The 18,889-nt window shown below is 71.0% G+C and carries 21 protein-coding genes; 9 read left to right on the top strand and 12 right to left on the bottom strand.

The features are described from left to right. Positions 1-38 precede the first annotated feature (38 nt). A complete protein-coding gene (locus tag VFV21_RS03235) occupies positions 39-1,688 on the top strand; it encodes a hypothetical protein (RefSeq protein WP_329668051.1) in 1,650 nt (549 codons plus the stop codon). Here VFV21_RS03235 and VFV21_RS03230 read toward each other — a convergent pair. The 10 genes from VFV21_RS03230 to VFV21_RS03185 all read right to left on the bottom strand — a co-directional run bounded on the left by VFV21_RS03230 (position 1,675) and on the right by VFV21_RS03185 (position 10,679). After that, positions 1,675-2,694 carry a hypothetical protein gene (locus VFV21_RS03230; RefSeq protein WP_329668050.1) on the bottom strand — a complete coding sequence of 340 codons (1,020 nt, stop codon included), beginning with the start codon at positions 2,692-2,694 and terminating at the stop codon, positions 1,675-1,677. The two genes, VFV21_RS03235 and VFV21_RS03230, sit on opposite strands and share 14 nt — an antisense overlap. Next, on the bottom strand, positions 2,691-3,806 hold the full coding sequence (locus VFV21_RS03225) for a GNAT family N-acetyltransferase (RefSeq protein WP_329668049.1): 1,116 nt from the start codon (positions 3,804-3,806) through the stop codon (positions 2,691-2,693). Before VFV21_RS03225 ends, VFV21_RS03230 begins: the two co-directional genes overlap by 4 nt. Then, positions 3,803-5,014 (bottom strand): hypothetical protein, encoded by a 1,212-nt coding sequence (locus VFV21_RS03220; protein ID WP_329668048.1) that lies wholly within the window; start codon positions 5,012-5,014, stop codon positions 3,803-3,805. Before VFV21_RS03220 ends, VFV21_RS03225 begins: the two co-directional genes overlap by 4 nt. Next, positions 5,007-5,882, bottom strand: coding sequence for a ThiF family adenylyltransferase (locus VFV21_RS03215; RefSeq protein WP_329668047.1), 876 nt, complete (start codon positions 5,880-5,882; stop codon positions 5,007-5,009). Before VFV21_RS03215 ends, VFV21_RS03220 begins: the two co-directional genes overlap by 8 nt. 5 nt (positions 5,883-5,887) lie before the next feature. Further along, complete coding sequence (locus VFV21_RS03210) at positions 5,888-6,808, bottom strand: hypothetical protein (RefSeq protein WP_329668046.1); 921 nt, start codon at positions 6,806-6,808, stop codon at positions 5,888-5,890. A gap of 39 nt (positions 6,809-6,847) precedes the next feature. Next, on the bottom strand, positions 6,848-7,660 hold the full coding sequence (locus tag VFV21_RS03205; RefSeq protein WP_329668045.1) for a DUF2058 domain-containing protein: 813 nt from the start codon (positions 7,658-7,660) through the stop codon (positions 6,848-6,850). Between the two features lie 13 nt (positions 7,661-7,673). Then, the gene (locus VFV21_RS03200) at positions 7,674-7,907 is read right to left on the bottom strand and encodes a SlyX family protein (RefSeq protein ID WP_329668044.1); all 234 of its coding nucleotides are present in this window, start codon (positions 7,905-7,907) and stop codon (positions 7,674-7,676) included. Positions 7,908-7,917: 10 nt separating this feature from the next. Further along, positions 7,918-9,258, bottom strand: a complete 1,341-nt coding sequence (locus VFV21_RS03195) for a UDP-glucose/GDP-mannose dehydrogenase family protein (protein ID WP_329668043.1) — start codon at positions 9,256-9,258, stop codon at positions 7,918-7,920. Positions 9,259-9,341: 83 nt separating this feature from the next. Further along, positions 9,342-10,124: an FKBP-type peptidyl-prolyl cis-trans isomerase gene (locus VFV21_RS03190; RefSeq protein WP_329668042.1), complete on the bottom strand. Its 783-nt coding sequence runs from the start codon at positions 10,122-10,124 to the stop codon at positions 9,342-9,344. 96 nt (positions 10,125-10,220) lie between these two features. Beyond that, on the bottom strand, positions 10,221-10,679 hold the full coding sequence (locus VFV21_RS03185; RefSeq protein WP_329668041.1) for a DUF3429 domain-containing protein: 459 nt from the start codon (positions 10,677-10,679) through the stop codon (positions 10,221-10,223). A gap of 34 nt (positions 10,680-10,713) precedes the next feature. Between VFV21_RS03185 and VFV21_RS03180 the strand changes: the two genes are divergently transcribed. Beyond that, the gene (locus tag VFV21_RS03180) at positions 10,714-11,211 is read left to right on the top strand and encodes a nuclear transport factor 2 family protein (protein WP_329668040.1); all 498 of its coding nucleotides are present in this window, start codon (positions 10,714-10,716) and stop codon (positions 11,209-11,211) included. 18 nt (positions 11,212-11,229) lie between these two features. Here the strand turns inward: VFV21_RS03180 and VFV21_RS03175 are convergent, their stop codons facing one another. After that, entirely contained in the window at positions 11,230-11,802 is a 573-nt protein-coding gene (locus VFV21_RS03175) for a glutathione peroxidase (RefSeq protein WP_329668039.1), read from the bottom strand. 141 nt (positions 11,803-11,943) lie between these two features. Between VFV21_RS03175 and VFV21_RS03170 the strand changes: the two genes are divergently transcribed. The 5 genes from VFV21_RS03170 (at position 11,944) to VFV21_RS03150 (ending at position 15,003) form a co-directional block, all read left to right on the top strand. After that, entirely contained in the window at positions 11,944-12,177 is a 234-nt protein-coding gene (locus tag VFV21_RS03170) for a hypothetical protein (RefSeq protein ID WP_034210939.1), read from the top strand. A gap of 1 nt (position 12,178) precedes the next feature. Beyond that, the gene (locus tag VFV21_RS03165; RefSeq protein ID WP_034210938.1) at positions 12,179-12,544 is read left to right on the top strand and encodes a GntR family transcriptional regulator; all 366 of its coding nucleotides are present in this window, start codon (positions 12,179-12,181) and stop codon (positions 12,542-12,544) included. Further along, positions 12,544-13,401 (top strand): ABC transporter ATP-binding protein, encoded by an 858-nt coding sequence (locus VFV21_RS03160; RefSeq protein WP_329668038.1) that lies wholly within the window; start codon positions 12,544-12,546, stop codon positions 13,399-13,401. Before VFV21_RS03165 ends, VFV21_RS03160 begins: the two co-directional genes overlap by 1 nt. Next, on the top strand, positions 13,398-14,351 hold the full coding sequence (locus VFV21_RS03155; protein ID WP_329668037.1) for an ABC transporter permease: 954 nt from the start codon (positions 13,398-13,400) through the stop codon (positions 14,349-14,351). Before VFV21_RS03160 ends, VFV21_RS03155 begins: the two co-directional genes overlap by 4 nt. Before the next feature lie 61 nt (positions 14,352-14,412). Further along, positions 14,413-15,003 carry a hypothetical protein gene (locus VFV21_RS03150; RefSeq protein ID WP_329668036.1) on the top strand — a complete coding sequence of 197 codons (591 nt, stop codon included), beginning with the start codon at positions 14,413-14,415 and terminating at the stop codon, positions 15,001-15,003. A 15-nt stretch (positions 15,004-15,018) separates the two neighbouring features. On the opposite strand, the gene VFV21_RS03145 is transcribed toward VFV21_RS03150, so the two are convergent. Further along, complete coding sequence (locus tag VFV21_RS03145) at positions 15,019-16,425, bottom strand: class II fumarate hydratase (RefSeq protein ID WP_329668035.1); 1,407 nt, start codon at positions 16,423-16,425, stop codon at positions 15,019-15,021. Positions 16,426-16,609: 184 nt separating this feature from the next. On the opposite strand from VFV21_RS03145, the gene purB reads away from it, so the two are divergent. Next, on the top strand, positions 16,610-17,977 hold the full coding sequence (gene purB / locus VFV21_RS03140) for an adenylosuccinate lyase (protein ID WP_329668034.1): 1,368 nt from the start codon (positions 16,610-16,612) through the stop codon (positions 17,975-17,977). 71 nt (positions 17,978-18,048) lie between these two features. Next, positions 18,049-18,879 (top strand): orotidine-5'-phosphate decarboxylase, encoded by an 831-nt coding sequence (pyrF, locus tag VFV21_RS03135; protein ID WP_329668033.1) that lies wholly within the window; start codon positions 18,049-18,051, stop codon positions 18,877-18,879. Positions 18,880-18,889 lie beyond the last annotated feature (10 nt).

Raw genomic sequence — 18,889 nt, 5'->3', positions numbered from 1 at the left:
GGGTGGCCGCAGCCTGCGGCCCCGTCCGGACGCCTGCCATGCCCCTGAATCGCGCGCTTTTCCTGGCCCTGCTCGTCGGCGTCGTGACTGGCTGCCAGTTCGATGCGCGCGGCCGCTCCGCCGAGATGGCGGCGTTCGAGCAGGCCCAGCGCGAGGGCGGCAGCGCCGGGGCGGACGAAGTGGGCGCCACCCGCTTCCTGTTCGACGACTTCAACGGCCTGAGCACCCATACGCTCGAATCGAGTGCGGTGCCGTGGAAGATCGCGGCCACGGCGCTGGTGCTGCACCAGCACCCCGGCGAGCCGCCGACCCAGGCGAAGCTGCTGGCTCAGCTGCAGCGGCACGGGCTGTTCGTACCCACCGCCGTGGCCAACTGGCCCACCGAAGATTCCCCCGCCTTTGCCCGGCCGATGGGCCTGGTGTCCGGACCCGTCGGCCGCCGGTTGCCGCCGTTCGAACTCGAGGTCGCCACCATCGGCTGCGCCAGCTGCCACGCTGGCGCGATTTACGACGCCAACGGCCAGCCGACGCGCGTGGCCTGGCTGGGACTGCCCAACACCTCGCTGGACCTGGACGGTTATGCCGACGCCGTGCTCGACGCGCTGCGCGCCCATCGCGACCGCCGCGACGAGGTCATGGACGCCATCCCGACGCTGTTCCCCGGCACGAGCAAGCGCGAGCTCGGCACCCTGCGCCGCTTCGTGTGGCCCAAGCTGACCGACCGGCTGGCCGTGCTGGGCGACGGCGATGCGCTGCCGTTCCGCAACGGGGGACCGGGCCGCAGCAACGGCATCGACGCGCTGCGCTTCCGGCTGGGCGCGCCGGTGCAGGCCGCGGGCGATGCCGCCACCGTCAGCATCCCCGGCCTGGCCGACCGTGCGCTGCGCAGCGCGCTGCTCGCCGACGGCTTGTACGCGCCCGCGGACGCGGCGCGACTGCGTCCGCTGGAACGCAGCGGCGATCACCCCAGCGCCGCCGACCAGGCGCGGATCGTCGGGTTCTTCACCGTCAGCACGATGGGCGTTCCGCACGCCGAGGCGCCCGAGGCGATGCCGCGGGTGGCCGAAGCGCTCGCCTTCCTAGATCGCCACGCTGCGTCGCCGCCCTTCCCGGGCCCGATCGACGGCGCGCTCGCGGCTCGCGGCAGCGAGGTGTACGCGCAGCGTTGCGCGCAGTGCCACGGCGATTACGCCGAAGCCAAGGGCCGGCCGACGCTGCGGCGCTTCCCGAACCGGCTGTCGCCGCTGGCCGAAATCGGCTCCGACCCGGGCCGCGCCGCGGCGGTGGACGCGGACCTGCTCGATCGCATCCGCGCTTCGACCCTTGGCGACTACCTCGCGGCGGAAGCCACGCGCGGCTACGTCGCGCCCGTGCTCGGCGGCGTCTGGGCGACGGCGCCCTACCTGCACAATGGCTCGGTGCCGACGCTGTGGCACCTGCTCAATCCGGGCGAGCGCCCGGCGCGTTTCCAGGTCGGCGGGCATGCGCTGGACCTGCAGCGGGTGGGCATCGCCGGCGTCGCCGAAGGCAGCGACTGGCGCTATCGCGACGGGTACCGCCCGTGGTCGGACCCGCAGTGGTTCGACACCGCCCTGCCCGGCCGCAGCCGCGCGGGCCACGAGGCGGAAGTGGCCGGCCTCGACGAGGACGCGCAGGCGGCGCTGCTCGAATACCTCAAGCGGCTTTAGCCGCCACCTCGAGCAGCTCGGCCGCCGGCAGCCGCGCGCTGGCCGGCGGCGCGGCGGGCGCGACGCCCACGCGCATGACGTTGACCGCGCGGCGCCCCGCGGGCACGGCCTTCAGCGCCGCCAGCGCATCGCGCCCGCGCGACGTATCGACCAGGGCCGACATCGGCACCGCGGCGAACCCGGCGGCGGCCAGCGCCAGCCAGAACCGGTACCAGCGGCGCCCGGCCTCGAAATCATCCACGCCGTCCGTCACGGCCAGCACCGCGATCGCGGTGGCCGTGCGTGTCTTGCGCGCTTCGTCCACGAGCAGGCCGCCGAGTCCCAGGCGGGCGACCATCGCGGCGACCGCAGGACGCATCAGCACGCGCCCGCCGAGGGCCTCGAGCGGCGACAGCCCGAGGCAGGCGGCATCGAGGCCATCGCGCGTCGCCAGCGGATGGCGGCGCGACAGGCGCAGCCAGGCGTGCAGCTCGGCGCCGATGGACCGGTCGCGCAGCAGGTCGATGCTGGCGGCCTGGTGCGCGGCGGCGAAGCCTTCGAGGGCGGAACCATCCGCGCGCAGGGCGATGCCGGCATGGGCGGCGAACACGGCTTCGAGGCGCGCTTCCGCGTCAGCGGAGGCCGCGACGAAGGCTTGCCGGCAAGAGCGGCGCGAGTCGACCCAGGCCGCGAGCGGATCGGCGACGGCGCCCGGCGCGAGCGCGGCGCGGGCGCGGCGTCGTGGCGTCGGCGGGGGCGGATAGGCCGCCGCGTCCCGCTCGGGCTCACCCAGCTGCCAGCCGTCGGCGCCTGCCGCGAGCCGCAGGCCTTCCCAGGCCATGCCCAGGCCGATGCTGGCGTCGCGGCCCACCGGATCGCCGGCCGCCAGCCAGCGCGTCGGGTCTTCCCAGAGTTCGAGGTAGGCGCCCGCGAGGCGCCAGCGGGCCGGCTGCACGTTGTGTGCACTCGGCGCGCGGGCGGACTGCGAGACCCATTGCGTTACGCGGTCGACGCCGGGGGCGATCATGGCAGGGACTTTCCGAACAGATGCAGGCGATGGAGCGGGCGCGCGCCGAGTTTCTCCAGCTGGCGGAGACTGGCGGCATTGCCGTCCGACACCCAGCTCACGCCAAGCCTGGCATACCCGCCCGCGCGCAGCCCGGCGAACAAGCGGTGCAGCATCACGCCGTTGACGCCCTGCCCGTGGTGGCTGCGCCGCACCGAATAGAACACGATCGCGGCCCGGTCCGGCCGGCGGTGGCGCAGGAAGTGGCACGGCGCGCGCCAGCCGATGCGGTAGCCCATCGCATGCATCATCGGGTTGAGGTCCGGCAGGCACAGCAGCACGCCCACCGGTTCGCCGCGGTGGCGCGCCACGCAGCCCAGCCGCGGATCCATCACCAGCGCCATGCCCTTGCTGGCGAACAGGAACTCGGCTTCGGTCAGCGGCACGAACATCGGGTTGTCGGCGAAACCGTCGTTGAGCACCGCGCAGGCGGCCCGCAGCGCGTCGTCCAGTCGCCAGCGCCGGAGAGGCTCGAAGGACCAGTCGGGGTCGGCCAGCAGCGCCCGCTGCCGCGGCCCCAACAGCGCCTCCTCGGCGACACCGGCGACATCGACTTCAAACGTGCGCATCGGGTACGAGGGCGTGAACCCGCAGGCGGCCAGCAGGCCCGGCAGGTAGGCCGGCGACCAGTCCTGGTAGGTGTAGGGCGCGTGCTCGTGGCCTTCGGTCAACGTGCCGATCATCTGGGTGATGGTCAGGTTGAAGCTGCCCACCAGCTCATCGCAGCCGCGCGCGCCGACCCAGGCCGCGCAGGCATCTAGCAGCGCGCGCGCGACCGCGGCATCGTCGACGCAGTCGAGCATGCCGAAACTGCCGCGGCGCCAGCCGTGGAGGCGATTGGACGCATCGTGGACCGAGGCGACGACGCGCCCGACCACCGCGCCGTCCCGGTGCGCGGTGAACCACGTGAGCCGCGCGCGCCCGTCCTGCAGGAGCGGATTGCGGGCGGGATCCAGCGCGGCGCGCAGGTCGGGCTCCAGCGGCGACGCAATCCGGGCGTCCGGGCCGTACACGGCGAAGGGCGCGGCGAAGAAGGCCGCGAAGTCGCCCTCGACGATCCGCACCGCGCTCATCCGCGCGCCGCCAGCGAGCGGCCCAGGCGCTGGACCACCGCGGCCCGGAGGTGGGCCAGGCTGCCGGCCGACGACGCCGCCAGGTCGACCAGCAGCACCAGCGGCGGGTCGGCGCGCAGCGGCAGCGCGTGGTTCATGTCGTGCCGCTCGAGCAGGTCGCGCCACTGCTCGCCGGCTTCCGCGAGGGCGGCATCGGGCGAAGCCGCCGCGGCGCGGGCACGCGCCAGCGACACCGGCGCATCGGCCAGTCGTCCGAGCACGCCGGGGTCGTAGCCGGCAAGATCGGGGCCCTGCAGGCGGAGGTGCTTGCGCATCGGCAAATAGTCGCCAAGTGCGCCGAGCAGGCGCTCGAGGTCGTCCAGCGGCGCGGCGCGCAGCCAGCGCAGGAACTGGCCCTCCGCGCTTGCCAGCGACAGGGCCCGGCTGCTGGTGACGATGGCCGCCAGCATCAGCATGGCGATCGCCGCGGGCCAGGCCGCGATGGCATGCCGCCACAGCGCCTCACCGCCGAAGCCCATCACCCAGGCGAAGGCGAGCGCCAGCGCCAGGCCCTGGACCGCCCAGGCGAACAGTCGACCGACCAGTTCGCGCAGCAGGCTCAGCCGCGCCTCGGCCGCCAGCATCACGTGGATGAAGAGCATCGCCGCGAGGCTGCCCAGGCGCACTGGGGGCCATCCCAGCAAGGTCCGGAAATCGCTGACGATCAGCGGTGCCGCGATCAGCGCCACCAGCACCAGCACGCGCGCCAGGCGCCGCTGCTCGACGCCGAGGTCGCGGTCGGTGGCGCGCAGCAACAGCAGCGCGTTGCAGGCCATCACCGCCGCGAACGCGCCGGCGAACGCCACCGTCCACGCCTGCCCCTGCGCCAGCGGGGTGACCAGGTTCACGGTGAAGAAACCGGCGGACACGCCCAGCGCCAGCCCCTTGAGCCAGAGCGGGTGGTGCCGGCGCAGCAGGCGCTCGCAAAAGATCGTGGTGGCCAGCGGCAGCCAGGTGGCGACCGCGAAGGTCAGTCGCCCCAGCCAGGGCGCGACCTGCAGCCAGTCAAAGCCGCGCAGCGCCAGCAGGAGCCCCATCAGCACCACCAGGGCCAGCGCGGCCCGGCCGCCTGCGGGGGATTCCGCCCGCCAGAGGAAGCGCAGGTAGGGAACGCAGGCGAGCGCCGCGATCCAGGTGAGCGCAACGTCGCTGGCGAGCGCGTCAGTCATTCATCAGCCTCGCCATGAACCGCCGGACCAGCCAGCGGCGCACCGCGGCGACCGGCGCCGGATAGGGCCGCTCGACCCGCATCGTCCACGGATTGAAGAAGTAGCCGCGCGCATCCGCGGCCGGCCGCCGGCCCAGCAGCTGCTTGGCGACCTCGAAGGCCATCAGGTTGCCGGTGGCGATCACCATCGGCGCGAACGACATGCGCTTGCGGGTGCCGGCGATGAGCGCCTTGGCGACGCCGAGGTCGATGTGCCTGGCGGAGCTCGAGTGCACCATCACGTACTCCACCTCGCGCTCGAAGCAGGCGCGCAGCATCGCGTCGTCGAAGTCGTCAGGCCTCACGCCGAGCGTCGGGTAGCCCAGCCGCTGCTCGGGCCGCGGGTCGCCCGGCCCCACCACGATCACCGAGGGCAGCGGCGACGTGTATGCATCGATCACGGTGGCGCCGTGGCGCGCCGCGGCGCGGTACAGCCGCACGCCCATCGCGATGTCGTCCATGCCGTTGACCACCACCGGGTGCGTCGCCAGCAGCTCGTCGAGCCGGCTGGCCCATTCCCGGCCCAGCACCTGCAGCTCAAGGCCCGGGTTGATGCGGCGCAGCGCCGCGGCGGTGGCCTGCGCCTTGTCCTGACCCACGGTGTCCAGGGTCGCGAACACCTGGCGGTTGAGGTTGGAGACCTCGAAGGTGTCGATGTCGGCCAGGGTCAGCGCACCCACGCCCATCCGGGCCAGGGCCTGCACCGCCGCGCCGCCCATGCCGCCGACGCCGATCACCAGCACGCGGGCGGCGCGCAGCCGCGCCTGTTCGTCGGCGTTGATGAAGCCGAGGTTGCGGTCGGTGAATTCGGCGTAGTCGAAGGCGTGCATCGGGCTTACTCCTCGCCGCGCGGGCGCAGCGCGCCCATCGCGACCTGCGGGTCGAGCCAGTGCAGCAGCGGCAGCAGCACCTGGCCCAGCATCAGGAACAACAAGCGGAACGACAGTGCCGGCAGCGAGTGGCGCGGCACGTCGCGCAGCAGGTAGCGGCGCGCGGCCGGCAGGTCGAAGCGCGCCACCTGCAGGAAATCATCGCCGCGGCCGTAGTCGAGGCTGTCGCGGCAGAGTTCGTTGGCGCGCTCGTCGCGGTGTTTCTGGGCCTGGTCGAAGGTCTTCTTCAGGTTGTCCGAGCCGCCGGTGTAGGCGTCGGTGATCACGAAGCGCGCCTCGTCGAAGCCGGCCTCCGGGCCCACGCCGAACACGGCCCGGTGCCGGCGCATGATTTCCCGGGCCACGCTCAGGTGGTCGAAGCTGCGGCGGACGCTGGCGAAGGGATTGGGCCAGGCCGTGACGAAGGCCTCGGCGACCTTGCCGATGATCGCGGGCACCTGGGTGACATTGCTGATCCACAGCGGCCGCAGGCCGCGGCGCACGAAGATCAGCATGCAGGTCAGGCCGTACAGCACCCACGACAGCCCTTGCGTGCGGAACGCCGGATCCACCACCACCAGGCCCAGGTGCAGCGCACGCGCCGGCACGCCTCGCAGCTCCAGGTCCATGTAGGACAGCGCGTTGAACGCGACCGGCTGGCCGGTCTTCGCGTCCGACAGGATCGTGATCACGGCCTGCCGCAGGCGCTCGGGATCGCCGGTGACGATGCCGTAGTCGAGGTCATGGCCGATGCCGCGGCGCACGATGCCGCGCAGCTGTCCAAGCAAGGCCTCGAGCTCGTCCGGCGCCATCCACAGGCCGGGCTGTTCGATGACCCGCACCTGAACCCCGCCCCGCACCTTCCAACGCAGGTCGAGGTGGCGCATGCGGCGGGTCAGCCTCCCCAGGCCAGCCACGGGGCGCGGTTACCAGACCAGGTCGTCGGGGACCTGGTACAGCGGGTCCGCGTAAGGGTCCTCGCCCGCGGGCGCATTGGGGTCCACGCGCAGGGCCACGGCCGGGGCGAACACCTTCTCGGCTTCATCGAGCAGCGCCGCGGTGACCAGCAGGTAACGGCCGTCGAGCTGCAGCACGCCCAGCTCGCCGGCGTTGAGCTGCTTGAGCTGGGCCGCGGTGACGTGGATGCGCTTGATCTTGCCGCCGTACGGGAAATGCCGGGCGATGTCGGCCTCCTTGTCGTTCAGGCCCTGGTCCTTCACCAGCTCGGCGAGCCTGGCCTTGGCCTCGCGGCGGAGGCGCGCCTCTTCCTGCTTCAGGCGCTCGGCCTCGATGCGCTCTTCCTTTTCCTTCTGCGCGCGGATGGCGTAGGCCTTGGCCAGGTCGATCTCTTCCTGGCTGCGCGGCTTGCCGCCGCGGCGTCCCTCCCCGGGCTTGCCCGGCGGGCGCGGGCCACGCGACTCGCCGGGCTTCGCGCCCGGGCGCGGGCCACGGGATTCCCCGGGCTTGGCGTCAGCGCGCGGACCGCGGGACTCACCCGGCTTCGCACCGGGACGCGGGCCACGCGACTCACCGGGCTTGCCGTCGGAACGCGGACCGCGAGACTCGCCGGGCTTGCCGCCGGTGCGCTCGCCGCGGCGATCGTTGGGCCGGCCGCCCGGCCGTCCCTTGCCTCCCTCGCCCGGGCGGCCGCCGCCGTCGGGCTTGCGCTCCGGGCGCGCCTCCGGCTCGGGCGCCTTGAAGCCCAGGCCCATCAGTTTCTCGCGCAGCGAATTGCTCATGCGTGGATCGTACTCAGTAGTGGGGCGGCGGCGGCTCGGCGCCGGGGTCGGCGTACAGCAGGCCGCGCAGTTGCTTGAGGTCGCCCAGCGCGCGGACCAACTGCTCGCTGGCGCGCGCGGTTTCCATCCGGGTTTCGGCCAGCGCGTCGCTCAGTTCGGACAGCGCCAGCTCCTGGAAGGCGATGCGCGACTCCAGTTCGGCGATGCGGTCCTCAAGCTCAGGGCCGCCGGCAGGCGTGTGGGACATGGCGGTGGTCTCAGTCGTGCCGCAGGGTGCGGCCGCGTCCGATGCCATAGTAGGCCAGGCCGGCTTCCTCGACGGCATCGGGCGAAAACAGGTTGCGTCCGTCGAAAACCACCCGCGCCCGCAGGCGCCCGGCCATGGCCTGGAAATCTGGGCTGTTGAAGGCCTTCCACTCGGTCACCAGCACCAGCGCGTCGGCGCCTTCGAGCGCGGCGTCGGGGCTGTCGCAGAACACCAAGTCGTCGCGCTCGCCGAAGATCCGCGCGGCCTCGTCCATGGCCTCGGGGTCGTGCGCCCGCACGCGCGCGCCGGCCGCCCACAGCTGCGCCAGCAGCGTGCGGCTGGGCGCTTCGCGCATGTCGTCGGTGTTGGGCTTGAAGGCCAGGCCCCAGACCGCGATGGTCTTGCCGGCCACGTCGCCGCCGAAATGGCGCGAGATGAGTTCGAACAGCTTGCCCTTCTGGGCGTCGTTCACCGCCTCGACCGCGGCCAGGATGCGCGCGGGGTAATCGTGCTGGCGCGCGATGCGCTCGAGCGCCTGCACGTCCTTGGGGAAGCAGGAGCCGCCGTAGCCCGGGCCCGGGTAGATGAAGTGGTGGCCGATGCGCGGGTCGGAGCCGATGCCATGGCGCACCATCTCGATGTCGGCCCCCACCCGCTCGGCGATGTTGGCCATCTCGTTCATGAAGCTGATCTTGGTGGCCAGCATGGCGTTGGCCGCGTACTTGGTCAGCTCGGCCGAGCGCTCGTCCATCACCACCACGCGGTCGTGGCTGCGGTTGAAGGGCGCGTACAGGCGCCGCAGCTGTTCGACGGCCCGGGGGCTGCGCGAGCCGACGATGATGCGGTCGGGGCGCATGCAGTCGTTGACCGCCGCGCCCTCCTTCAGGAATTCCGGGTTGGACGCCACCTCGAAGGCGACGTCGGCGCCGCGGGCCGCCAGCGCGGCGGCAATGGTGGCGCGCACCTTGTCGGCGGTGCCCACGGGCACGGTCGACTTGTTGACGACCACGGCCGGGCGCGAGAGGTGCTCGCCGATGCTGCGGGCGACGGCCAGCACGTACTGGAGGTCGGCACTGCCGTCCTCGTCGGGCGGCGTGCCAACGGCAATGAAGATCGTGTCGCCGTGCGCGATCGCGGCGGCGGCGTCGGTGGTGAACCGGAGGCGGCCGGCGCCATGGTTGGCGCGGACCATGGGCTCGAGGCCCGGTTCGTAGATGGGGATGACGCCGCGGTTGAGGCCCTCGACCTTGGCCTGGTCGATATCCACGCAGACCACGTGGTTGCCCACCTCGGCCAGGCAGGTGCCCGTGACCAGGCCGACGTAGCCGGTGCCGAAAACAGTGACTCGCATGCCTTTCCCCTACGGTGCCCGGCGGGGCCGGGACCGGGTGTCGCGCGGCCGGTGGCCGGCCGCGCGATTTTCCACGGACATCGTTACTTGACGATTTCCAGCAGCTCGACCTCGAAGGTCAGCATCGAGTTCGGCGGGATCGGGCCGCCGCCGCTCTCGCCGTAGGCCAGCGAGGCCGGGATCCAGAACGTGTACTTGCTGCCGACCTTCATCAGCGCCACGCCCTCGGACCAGCCCGGGATGACCTGGTTGAGGCCGAACTCGGCCGGCTCGCCGCGATCGTAGGAGCTGTCGAACACGGTGCCGTCGAGCAGCGTGCCCTTGTAGTGCACCTTCACCACGTCGGTGGCGGCCGGCTGGGCGCCGTTGCCCGCGCGCACCACTTCGTACTGCAGGCCGGACTCGGTGGTCTGCACGCCCGGCTTGTCCTTGTTGGCGGCCAGGAACTCGTTGCCCTTGGCCAGGTTCTCGACCGCGGCGGCCTCGGCCTTGGCGGCGGCCTGCTCCTGCATCTTGGTGGTGAACGCCTGCTGCACCTGCACCATCTGCTCGTCGGTGAGCTTCGGGGCCTCGCCGTTGAAGTGGGCGACCATCGCGTCGGTCATCACTTCGATGTCGAGGCTGTCCTTGATCGGCGCCAGCGACTTGGCCATGTCCAGGCCGATCATGTAGCTGACCTGCTTCTTCTCGGTCTCCTGGCCTTCGATGCCGGCGACCACGGCCGGCGCCTCGGCGCCCGCGTCGCCTTCGGCGGCTTCGGTGGTGGCGGTTTCGGACTTCTCTTCGGCTTCGGGCTTGCAGGCGCTGAGGGAGAGCACCAGGCTGGCGAGGACCAGCGGCGCGGCGTAACGCAGGGCGGAATTCATTGCGGAAGGACTCCTGAGGGGGCGGGCCGGAACGGCGCGTCGCGCGCTATTGTCGCGGCGCACGGGCCGGACGGCAATGCACCGGGCCGGAATCGTTCAGCCGGGCCCGACCACCAGCGCCACCAGCGCGAGCGCGTGGCAGGCCACCACCGCCAGCCCGAGGCCCAGCCGAAGCCGCCGGAACGCGGTCGGAGCCGGCAGCGCGTCGCCACGCGCGTCCCAGGCGCCCGCGAGCACGAAGCCCGCCGCCAGCGCCACCAGCGCCGGCTCCAGCGACAGCAGGCACCAGGCCGCCCAGGCCCAGAGGCTCGGTACCACGGCGCGCGCGTATTGCCAGGTGCCCGCGCCCGCCGCCAGCGCCCGGCCCCAGCGCACGCCACCCAGGAAGGAGAGGATCGCCACCGAGTACGGCAGGAAGGCCGACAGCGCCTGCGCCCGCCATTCCGGCGAAAAGCCCGCCAGGGCCAGGACCAGGAATGGGATCACGCCGGCCCAGCCCAGGACCAGGGCGCCTGGCGCCATCGGCGGCGTGGCATCGTTGCGTGCTTCGGTCATGCTGTCCTCACCTGCGCCAGAGTGGAATGCCGCCATGGAAACGCTTGAAAAATTAAAGCAGATTCGCGCCCGCCACCCTGCCCCGCCCGCCGGCAGCGCGGCGGAAGCGCAGGCGCTGGCCCGCTTCGCTCAGTTCTTTTCCAGCTTCGCGCCCGACCGCGTCGACAAGCTCGTGCCGCAGACCTACGCCCCGGACGTGTACTTCAACGATACGCTCAAGGCCGTGGAAGGTCGCGACGCGCTGTCGCACTACCTGCGCGAAAGCGCCGAGGCCGTGGAGGCCTGCCGCGTCGAGATCCACGAAACCACGCGCACCGCGAACGATGAGCATCTGGTGCGCTGGTCGATGATGATCCGCTTCAGGAAATTCCGGCGCGGCGTCAACACCTGGACGGTCGGCATGAGCCACCTGCGCTTCGACGCCGAGGGCCGCGTGGTCTACCACCAGGACTACTGGAACGCGGCCGACGGTCTTTTCCAGCACATCCCGGTGCTGGGCACGCTGATCAACGCGATCAAGCGCCGGCTCTGAAGCCGGCGCCGTCGCGCCTCAGGCCTTGGGCGCCGGTTTCGCAGGCGCCGGCGTGGCGAGCAGCTTCTCGATCTCGGCTACCAGCTTCGGATCATCCGGCTTGGTGCGGCTGCCGAAACTGGCCACGACCTTGCCCTCGCGATCGATCAGGTACTTGTGGAAGTTCCAGCCCGGCGCTTCGCCGGTGGCCGCGGCAAGCTCCGCATACAGCGGCGTGGCGCCGCTGCCGCGCACCTGCACCTTCTCGAACATCGGGAACTTCACGCCATAGGTAAGCGTGCAGAATTCCTGGATCTCCTCCTCGCTGCCCGGCTCCTGCCCCATGAAATCGTTGGACGGGAAGCCCAGCACCGCGAAGCCCTGGTCCTTGTACTTGGCGTACATCGCCTCGAGGCCTTCGTACTGCGGCGTAAAGCCGCACTTGCTGGCGGTGTTGACCACGAGCAGCACCTGCCCGCCGTAAGCCTGCTGCAGGTTCACCGTTTCCTTGCCCGCCAGCTGGCGGAAGCTGCGGTCCAGCAGCTTTTCGCCCGCCAGCGCGGGGGTGGCGGCCAGCAGGCCCGCCATCGCGACACTTGCCCAGATCTTCATTCGACGCCCTCCCCCGGGGCCATCCCGGGTCTATGCCATCAGTTTGGGCGCTTTCACGTGCAGGGGGTGTTGACAGGTCTTTTTATAGTGTTATAGTTACCTACAACACCTATCCAATACGTCACCAAGACGGGAGGCGCCATGTACGCCAAGTTCAAGACCAACCTGATCGGACTGACCGTAGCCCTGGGCTTCGTCCTGGCCGGCTATGCCCTGGGCGAGCCGCCGATGGCCAGCCAGGCCCTCGCTTCCCCGGAAGCCGGCCTGGCCCAGGCCGACGAGGCCGCCGGCAAGGCCCGCCGCGGCGCCCTCAAGCGCCACCTGGCCATGCCCTACGTGTCGCTGGCCGCGCTGCTGCCGCGCCGGGAGTCCTGAGATGAATATCGCCTGGAATGACAGCGCGCCGATCTACCGGCAGCTCAAGGACAAGGTGGTGGCCATGATGCTCGACGGCGACCTCAAGGCGGGCGAGGCCCTGCCCTCGGTGCGCCAGATCGCCGCCGAGTACCAGCTCAATCCGATCACCGTCTCCCGCGCCTACCAGGAGCTGGCGGACGAAGAACTCGTGGAAAAACGAAGGGGACTTGGCATGTACGTGACCGAAGGGGCGCGCGAGAAACTCCTGGCCTCCGAGCGGGACCGCTTCCTGAAGGAAGAGTGGCCGCTGGTGGTCGAGCGCATCCAGCGCCTGGGGCTGGACTTCCAGAAGCTGGTGGACCGCGCCGACAAGGAGAACAAGTGATGAGCGCCGTGATTTCCGCCCGTAACCTCAGCAAGCGCTACAAGGGCAAGCCGGCCGTCGATGGCATCAGCTTCGACATTCCGGCCGGCCGCATCGTCGGCCTGATCGGTCCGAACGGCTCCGGCAAGACGACCACGCTGAAGGCAGCCCTGGGCCTGGTGCCCTTCGAGGGCGAGCTGAAGGTGCTCGGCAAGGACCCGCGCGGCGAGCGCGACGCGCTGATGCAGGAAGTCTGCTTCATTGCCGACGTGGCGGTGCTGCCGCGCTGGCTGAAGGTCAAGGATGCCGTGGACTTCGTCGCCGGCGTGCACCCCCGCTTCGACCGCAAGAAGGCCGAGGCCTACCTGGCGCACACGAAGCTGGCCCCGAACATGCGGGTCAAGGAAATGTCCAAGGGCATGATCGTGCAGCTGCACCTGGCGCTGGTGATGGCGATCGACGCCAAGCTGCTGGTGCTGGACGAGCCGACCCTGGGCCTGGACATCCTCTACCGCAAGCAGTTCTACCAGAACCTGCTCGAGGACTACTTCGACGAACAGAAGACGATCGTCGTCACCACCCACCAGGTCGAGGAGATCGAACACATCCTCACCGACCTGATGTTCATCCGCGACGGCAGGATCGTCATGTCCGCGACGATGGACGAAGTGGGCGAGCGCTTCACCGAGGTCATGGTCGGCGCCGACAAGGCCGAGGCCGCCCGCGCGCTCAAGCCGATCGATGAACGACAGGTGTTCGGCAAGTCGGTGATGCTGTTCGACGGCATCCCGCGCAGCCAGCTCGCCCAGTACGGCGAGACCCGCAACCCCGGCATCGCCGACCTGTTCGTCGCCACCATGAAGGGAACCTACGCATGAACACTTTCAAATGGCTGCTCAAGCGCGAATATTGGGAAAACCGCGGTGGCTTCCTCTGGGCGCCCATCGTCGTCGGCGGCATCGCCGTGCTGTTCTCGGTCATCGCCACGATCGCCGGTGCCATTCTGGCCAATGAACACCGGGACAAGGTGAACCAGATCGCCAGCCCCGCCGAAGCGGCGGAGCACGCGGCCCAACTGGGCGGCGTGGGCGACGCGATCCTCACCGGCGGCGTCGGCATCGCGCTGTCCGTGATGGCCTTCGTGCTGTTCTTCTACGCGCTGGGCTCGCTCTACGACGATCGCCGCGACCGCAGCATCCTGTTCTGGAAGTCGATGCCGATCACCGACGCCCAGATGGTGCTTTCCAAGGCGGCCTGGGCCCTGCTGCTCGCCCCGCTGCTGGCGGTGGGCATCGGCCTGGTCATCGGCGTGGTGCTCTGGATCGTGATGTTGATCGGCGCCGCGGCGTCCGGCGTGCCGGGCTCCACCGACGTGGTCACCCATTCCCATCCGTTCCGCGTCCTGGCCACGGTGGCGGCCGCCCTGCCGGTGCAGATGCTGTGGTCGCTGCCCACCGTCGGCTGGCTGATGTTCTGCTCGGCCTGGGCGCGCCGCCTGCCCTTCCTGTGGGCTACCGCGGTCCCGGTGCTGACCTGCGCGATGATCAGCTTCACCGACATCTTCCCCGGCATCGAGATCCCGCACGACAACCTCTGGTACACGCTGGCTTACCGCGGCCTGCTCAGCATCGCCCCGGGCGCCTGGATCCCGACCATTGCCCAGGAACCGACCGGCCCGTTCGATGGCCCCAAGGACATCGCCGGACTCGTGGACATCACCAGCAGCTGGGCCGCGTTTGGCCATGCCGACATCTGGATCGGCGCTGCGATCGGTGCCCTGCTGATCTACGCCGCCGTCTACTTCCGCCGCAACCGCGACGAAGGTTGATGCGATCAACCCCGGGCGGGAGGCCTCGGCCTCCCGCCCGTTTTCCATCCCGGAGAACGCCATGTCCCGCTTGATTGCACAGCCCCTCCTGCTTGCCGCCCTCCTCGCGACCGCCGCCTGCTCGGGCAAGGACGAGGCCCCCGCCGCCGAGGGGAGCGACGGATTCGCCGGCCTGGCCGACAAGGCCGTCAGCGAGATCCGCGAAGAATTCGCCAAGGAAGACATGGACCTCGGCCGAGGCCGCGACGACGAGCCTGCGGCCAAGCTCAGCCCGCAAGGCGACCTGATCATCGGCGGCGAGAAGGTCCCCATGGACGACGGGCAGCGCGAGATTGCCCTCGCCTACCGCAATGCCTTGGCCCAGGTTGCGGAGACGGGCGCCCGGATCGGCCTGCAGGGTGCGGCACTGGCCGGCGATGCGCTCAAGCTGGCCGCCGCCAGCGCGCTCAGCGGCGACGGCACGACCGTCGAAGAACAGCTCAAGGGCCAGACCGCCGAGCTCGAAGCCGAGGCCAAGGCCCTCTGCGGGCTGCTGCCCGACCTGTACGCACGCCAGCAGCGCTTCGCGGAAGCCGTGCCGGCATTCGCGCCTTACGCCAACATGGACGAAGCCGACATCGAGAAGTGCGGCGACGGCAAGTACACGCCGTGACCGCGGCGGGCCGGTTCAGCCGGCCCCGCCCCCCGGCTTGCCGTGGATGCCGCCGCGGGCGAGCAGCGCCGGATCCAGCATCTTCCTGAGCAATTTGTCGTCCAGCCCGGTGGCTTCGCGCGCCACCTCGAGCACCGGGCGTCCCTCGCGGTAGGCCTGCTTCGCGATGGCGGCGGCCTTTTCGTAACCGATCACCGGATTGAGCGCGGTCACCAGGATCGGGTTGCGCGCCAGCGCCTCGTCCAGCCGCGCCTTGCGCACCGTGAACCCGGCGATGGCCGCGTCGGCCAGATGCCTGGCGCCGTTCGCCAGCAGGCCGATGGACTGCAGCAGGTTGTGCGCCACCACCGGCAGCATGACGTTGAGCTGGAAGTTGCCGCTGGCCCCCGCGATCGTGATCGTGGCGTGGTTGCCCATGACCTGGGCGCAGGCCATGCACACCGCTTCCGGGATCACCGGATTGACCTTGCCCGGCATGATCGAACTGCCCGGCTGGAGCGTCGGCAGCTCGATCTCGCCCAGGCCGGCCAGCGGGCCGGAGTTCATCCAGCGCAGGTCGTTGCCGATCTTCATCAGCGCCACGGCCAGCACGTTGAGCTGGCCGGAGAGCTCCACCGCCGCGTCCTGGCTGGCGATGCCCTCGAACAGGTTGCCAGCCTGCACGAAGCGCGCGCCCGAGCGCGAGGATAGCGCCGCCGCCACCTTCTTCCCGAAGCGCGCGTCGGCATTGATGCCGGTCCCCACCGCGGTGCCGCCGATCGGCAGCCGCTGCAGCCGTTTGAGACTGTCCTCGATGCGCTCGATGGCGCTGGCGAGCTGGGCCGACCACGCGCCCAGCTCCTGCGCCAGGGTCAGCGGCATCGCGTCCATCAGGTGGGTGCGGCCGGTCTTGACTACCTTGCCCAGCCTCCGGGCGCGCCGGTCGATGGTCGAACGCAGGTGCTTCAGCGCCGGCAGCAGCTGCTCGCGGCAGGCGAGCGCGGCGGCGACCTGGATAGCAGTCGGCACCACGTCGTTCGAGCTCTGCCCCATGTTGACCTGGTCGTTGGCGTGCACGGGCTTGCCGAGGCGCCGCGTGGCCAGGCTGGCGATGACCTCGTTGGCATTCATGTTGCTCGAGGTGCCGGAACCGGTCTGGAACACATCCACCGGGAACTGGCCGTCGAGGTCACCCGCGGCCACCTGCCCCGCGGCGTCCGCGATCGCGGCGGCCATGCCCTTGGGAAGATGGCCGAGGGCGGCGTTGGCGTCCGCGGCCGCGGCCTTGACCAGCCCGAGCGCACGGATGAAATCGCGGGGCATGCGCAGGCCGGAGATCGCGAAGTTCTGCACGGCGCGCTGGGTCTGGGCGCCGTACAGTGCCTCGGCCGGGACCTGCAGTTCGCCCAGGCTGTCCTTCTCGGTGCGGGTCCCTCGGGTCATGGCGCGCTCCCTCCATTCCAGTCCCGAGCATAGCGCGCCGCCTGTGGGAGGGACTTCAGTCCCGATGCCCTTGGCCATGAAGCATCGGGACTGAAGTCCCTCCTGCCGAAGCAGGCGGGGTTGAAGGCCATGGCAGGGGGGAGCGGGTAGAATGGCGCCCTTCCCCGCCTTGCCGAGCCAGACGATGTCCGACCCCGCCCTCACCGCCCTGTCGCCGCTCGACGGCCGCTACGCCGCCAAGGCCGAGGCCCTGCGGCCGATCTTCTCGGAGTACGGCCTGGTCAAGGCCCGGGTGCGGGTCGAGGTGGAGTGGCTGCTGGCGCTGGCCGCCGAGCCGGGCATCGTCGAACTGCCCGCGTTCGGCGACGCCGCCGCGGGGCGCTTGCGCGCGCTGGCCGAAGGCTTCTCGGTCGCCGACGCGGCCCGGGTCAAGGAAATCGAGCGCACCACCAACCACGACGTCAAGGCGGTCGAGTACTTCATCAAGGAGCGGCTCAAGGACGACGCCGAGCTGGGTCCGGCGCTGGAGTTCGTGCACTTCGCCTGCACCAGCGAGGACATCAACAACCTCAGCTACGCGCTGATGCTGCACGAGGCCTACACCACCGTCATCGCCCCGAAGACCTGGGACGTGGTCGAGAAGCTGCGCGCGATGGCGCACGAGCACGCGGCGCTGCCGATGCTCTCGCGGACCCATGGCCAGACCGCCTCGCCGACCACCGTGGGCAAGGAAATCGCCAACGTCGTGGCGCGCCTGCAGCGCCAGGTGGCGGTGATGCACGGCATCGAGTTCCCCGGCAAGATCAACGGCGCGGTCGGCAACTACAACGCGCACGTGGTGGCCTACCCGGAAGTGGACTGGCCGGCGCTGGCGCAGCGCTTCGTCGAGTCGCTGGGCCTGGACTTCAACCCCTACACCACCCAGATCGAACCGCACGACGGCATCGCCGAGCTCTGCGACGCCCAGCGCCGCATCAACACCGTGCTGGTGGACCTGTGCCGCGACGTCTGGGGCTACATCTCGCTGGGCTACTTCAAGCAGGCCGTGAAGGCCGGCGAAGTGGGCAGCTCGACCATGCCGCACAAGGTCAACCCGATCGACTTCGAGAACGCCGAGGGCAACTTCGGCCTGGCCAACGCGCTGCTGGCGCACCTGAGCCAGAAGCTGCCGATCAGCCGCTGGCAGCGTGACCTGACCGACAGCACCGTGCTGCGCAACATGGGCGTGGCCCTGGGCTACGCGGTGCTGGGCCTGGACAGCCTGGCCAAGGGCCTGGGCAAGCTGGAGCTGAACGCCGCCGCGCTGGCCGCCGACCTGGACAACGCCTGGGAGGTGATGGCCGAGGCGATCCAGACCGTGATGCGCCGCCACGGCCTGCCCGAGCCCTACGAGCAGCTGAAAGCCTTTACCCGCGGCCAGCCGATGACGGCCGAGCTGATGCAGGGCTTCATCGCCAAGCTGGCGCTGCCCGAGTCCGAGAAGACCCGCCTGCTGGCGATGACCCCGGCCAGCTACACCGGCCTGGCCGAGGCGCTGGCCCGGCGGGTCTGACGCGCTGCCCGCCTGCCCGCCCGCCGCCCGCCCGAACCTCCGCCCACCCGCCCCGCCGCAGGACCCGCCCGATGCGCTTCACCGACCGCCTGGCCGCCGCCCAGACCCGGGCCGATTCGATGCTCTGCGTCGGCCTCGACCCCGAGCCGTCGAAGTTCCCCGGCGCCTGGAAGAACGACCCCGGCCGCATCCACGACTTCTGCGCCGCGATCATCGACGCCACGAAAGACGTCGTCTGCGCCTACAAGCCGCAGATCGCCTACTTCGCCGCCCACCGCGCCGAGGACCAGCTCGAGTGGCTGATGGCCTACATCCGCCGCGTGGCGCCCGATGTGCCGGTGATCCTGGACGCCAAGCGCGGCGACATCGGCGCCACCGCCGAGCAGTACGCCCGCGAGGCCTTCGAGCGCTACCAGGCCGATGCGGTGACCCTGTCGCCCTTCATGGGCTTCGACTCGATCGAGCCCTACCTGCGCTGGGACGGCCGCGGCCTGATCCTGCTGTGCCGCACCAGCAACCCCGGCGGCAGCGACCTGCAGGCCCAGCGCCTGGAAGACGGCTCGCTGCTGTACGAGCGCATCGCGAAGCTCGCCGCCGGCGACTGGAACCGCAACGGCCAACTCGGCCTGGTGGTCGGCGCCACCTTCCCGGCCGAGATCGCGCGGGTGCGCGCGCTCGCGCCCACGCTGCCGCTGCTGATCCCCGGTGTCGGCGCGCAGGGCGGCGATGCCGAGGCCACCGTGAAGGCGGGCCTGGTGCGTGATGCCGCCGGCCGCACCACGGGGCCGATCGTCGTGAACTCGTCGCGCGCGGTGCTGTACGCCTCGTCGGGCGAGGACTTCGCGAGCGCCGCGCGGGCCTCCGCGCTGGCCACGCGCCGCCAGCTCAACGCCGCGCGCTGAGCCTCGCCAG

It is taken from the genome of Arenimonas sp. (genome assembly GCF_036275555.1).
Classification (GTDB): Bacteria; Pseudomonadota; Gammaproteobacteria; order Xanthomonadales; family Xanthomonadaceae; genus Arenimonas.
Note: the sequence above shows the minus strand (reverse complement) of the source record. Positions and strands in the feature narration are given on the sequence as shown.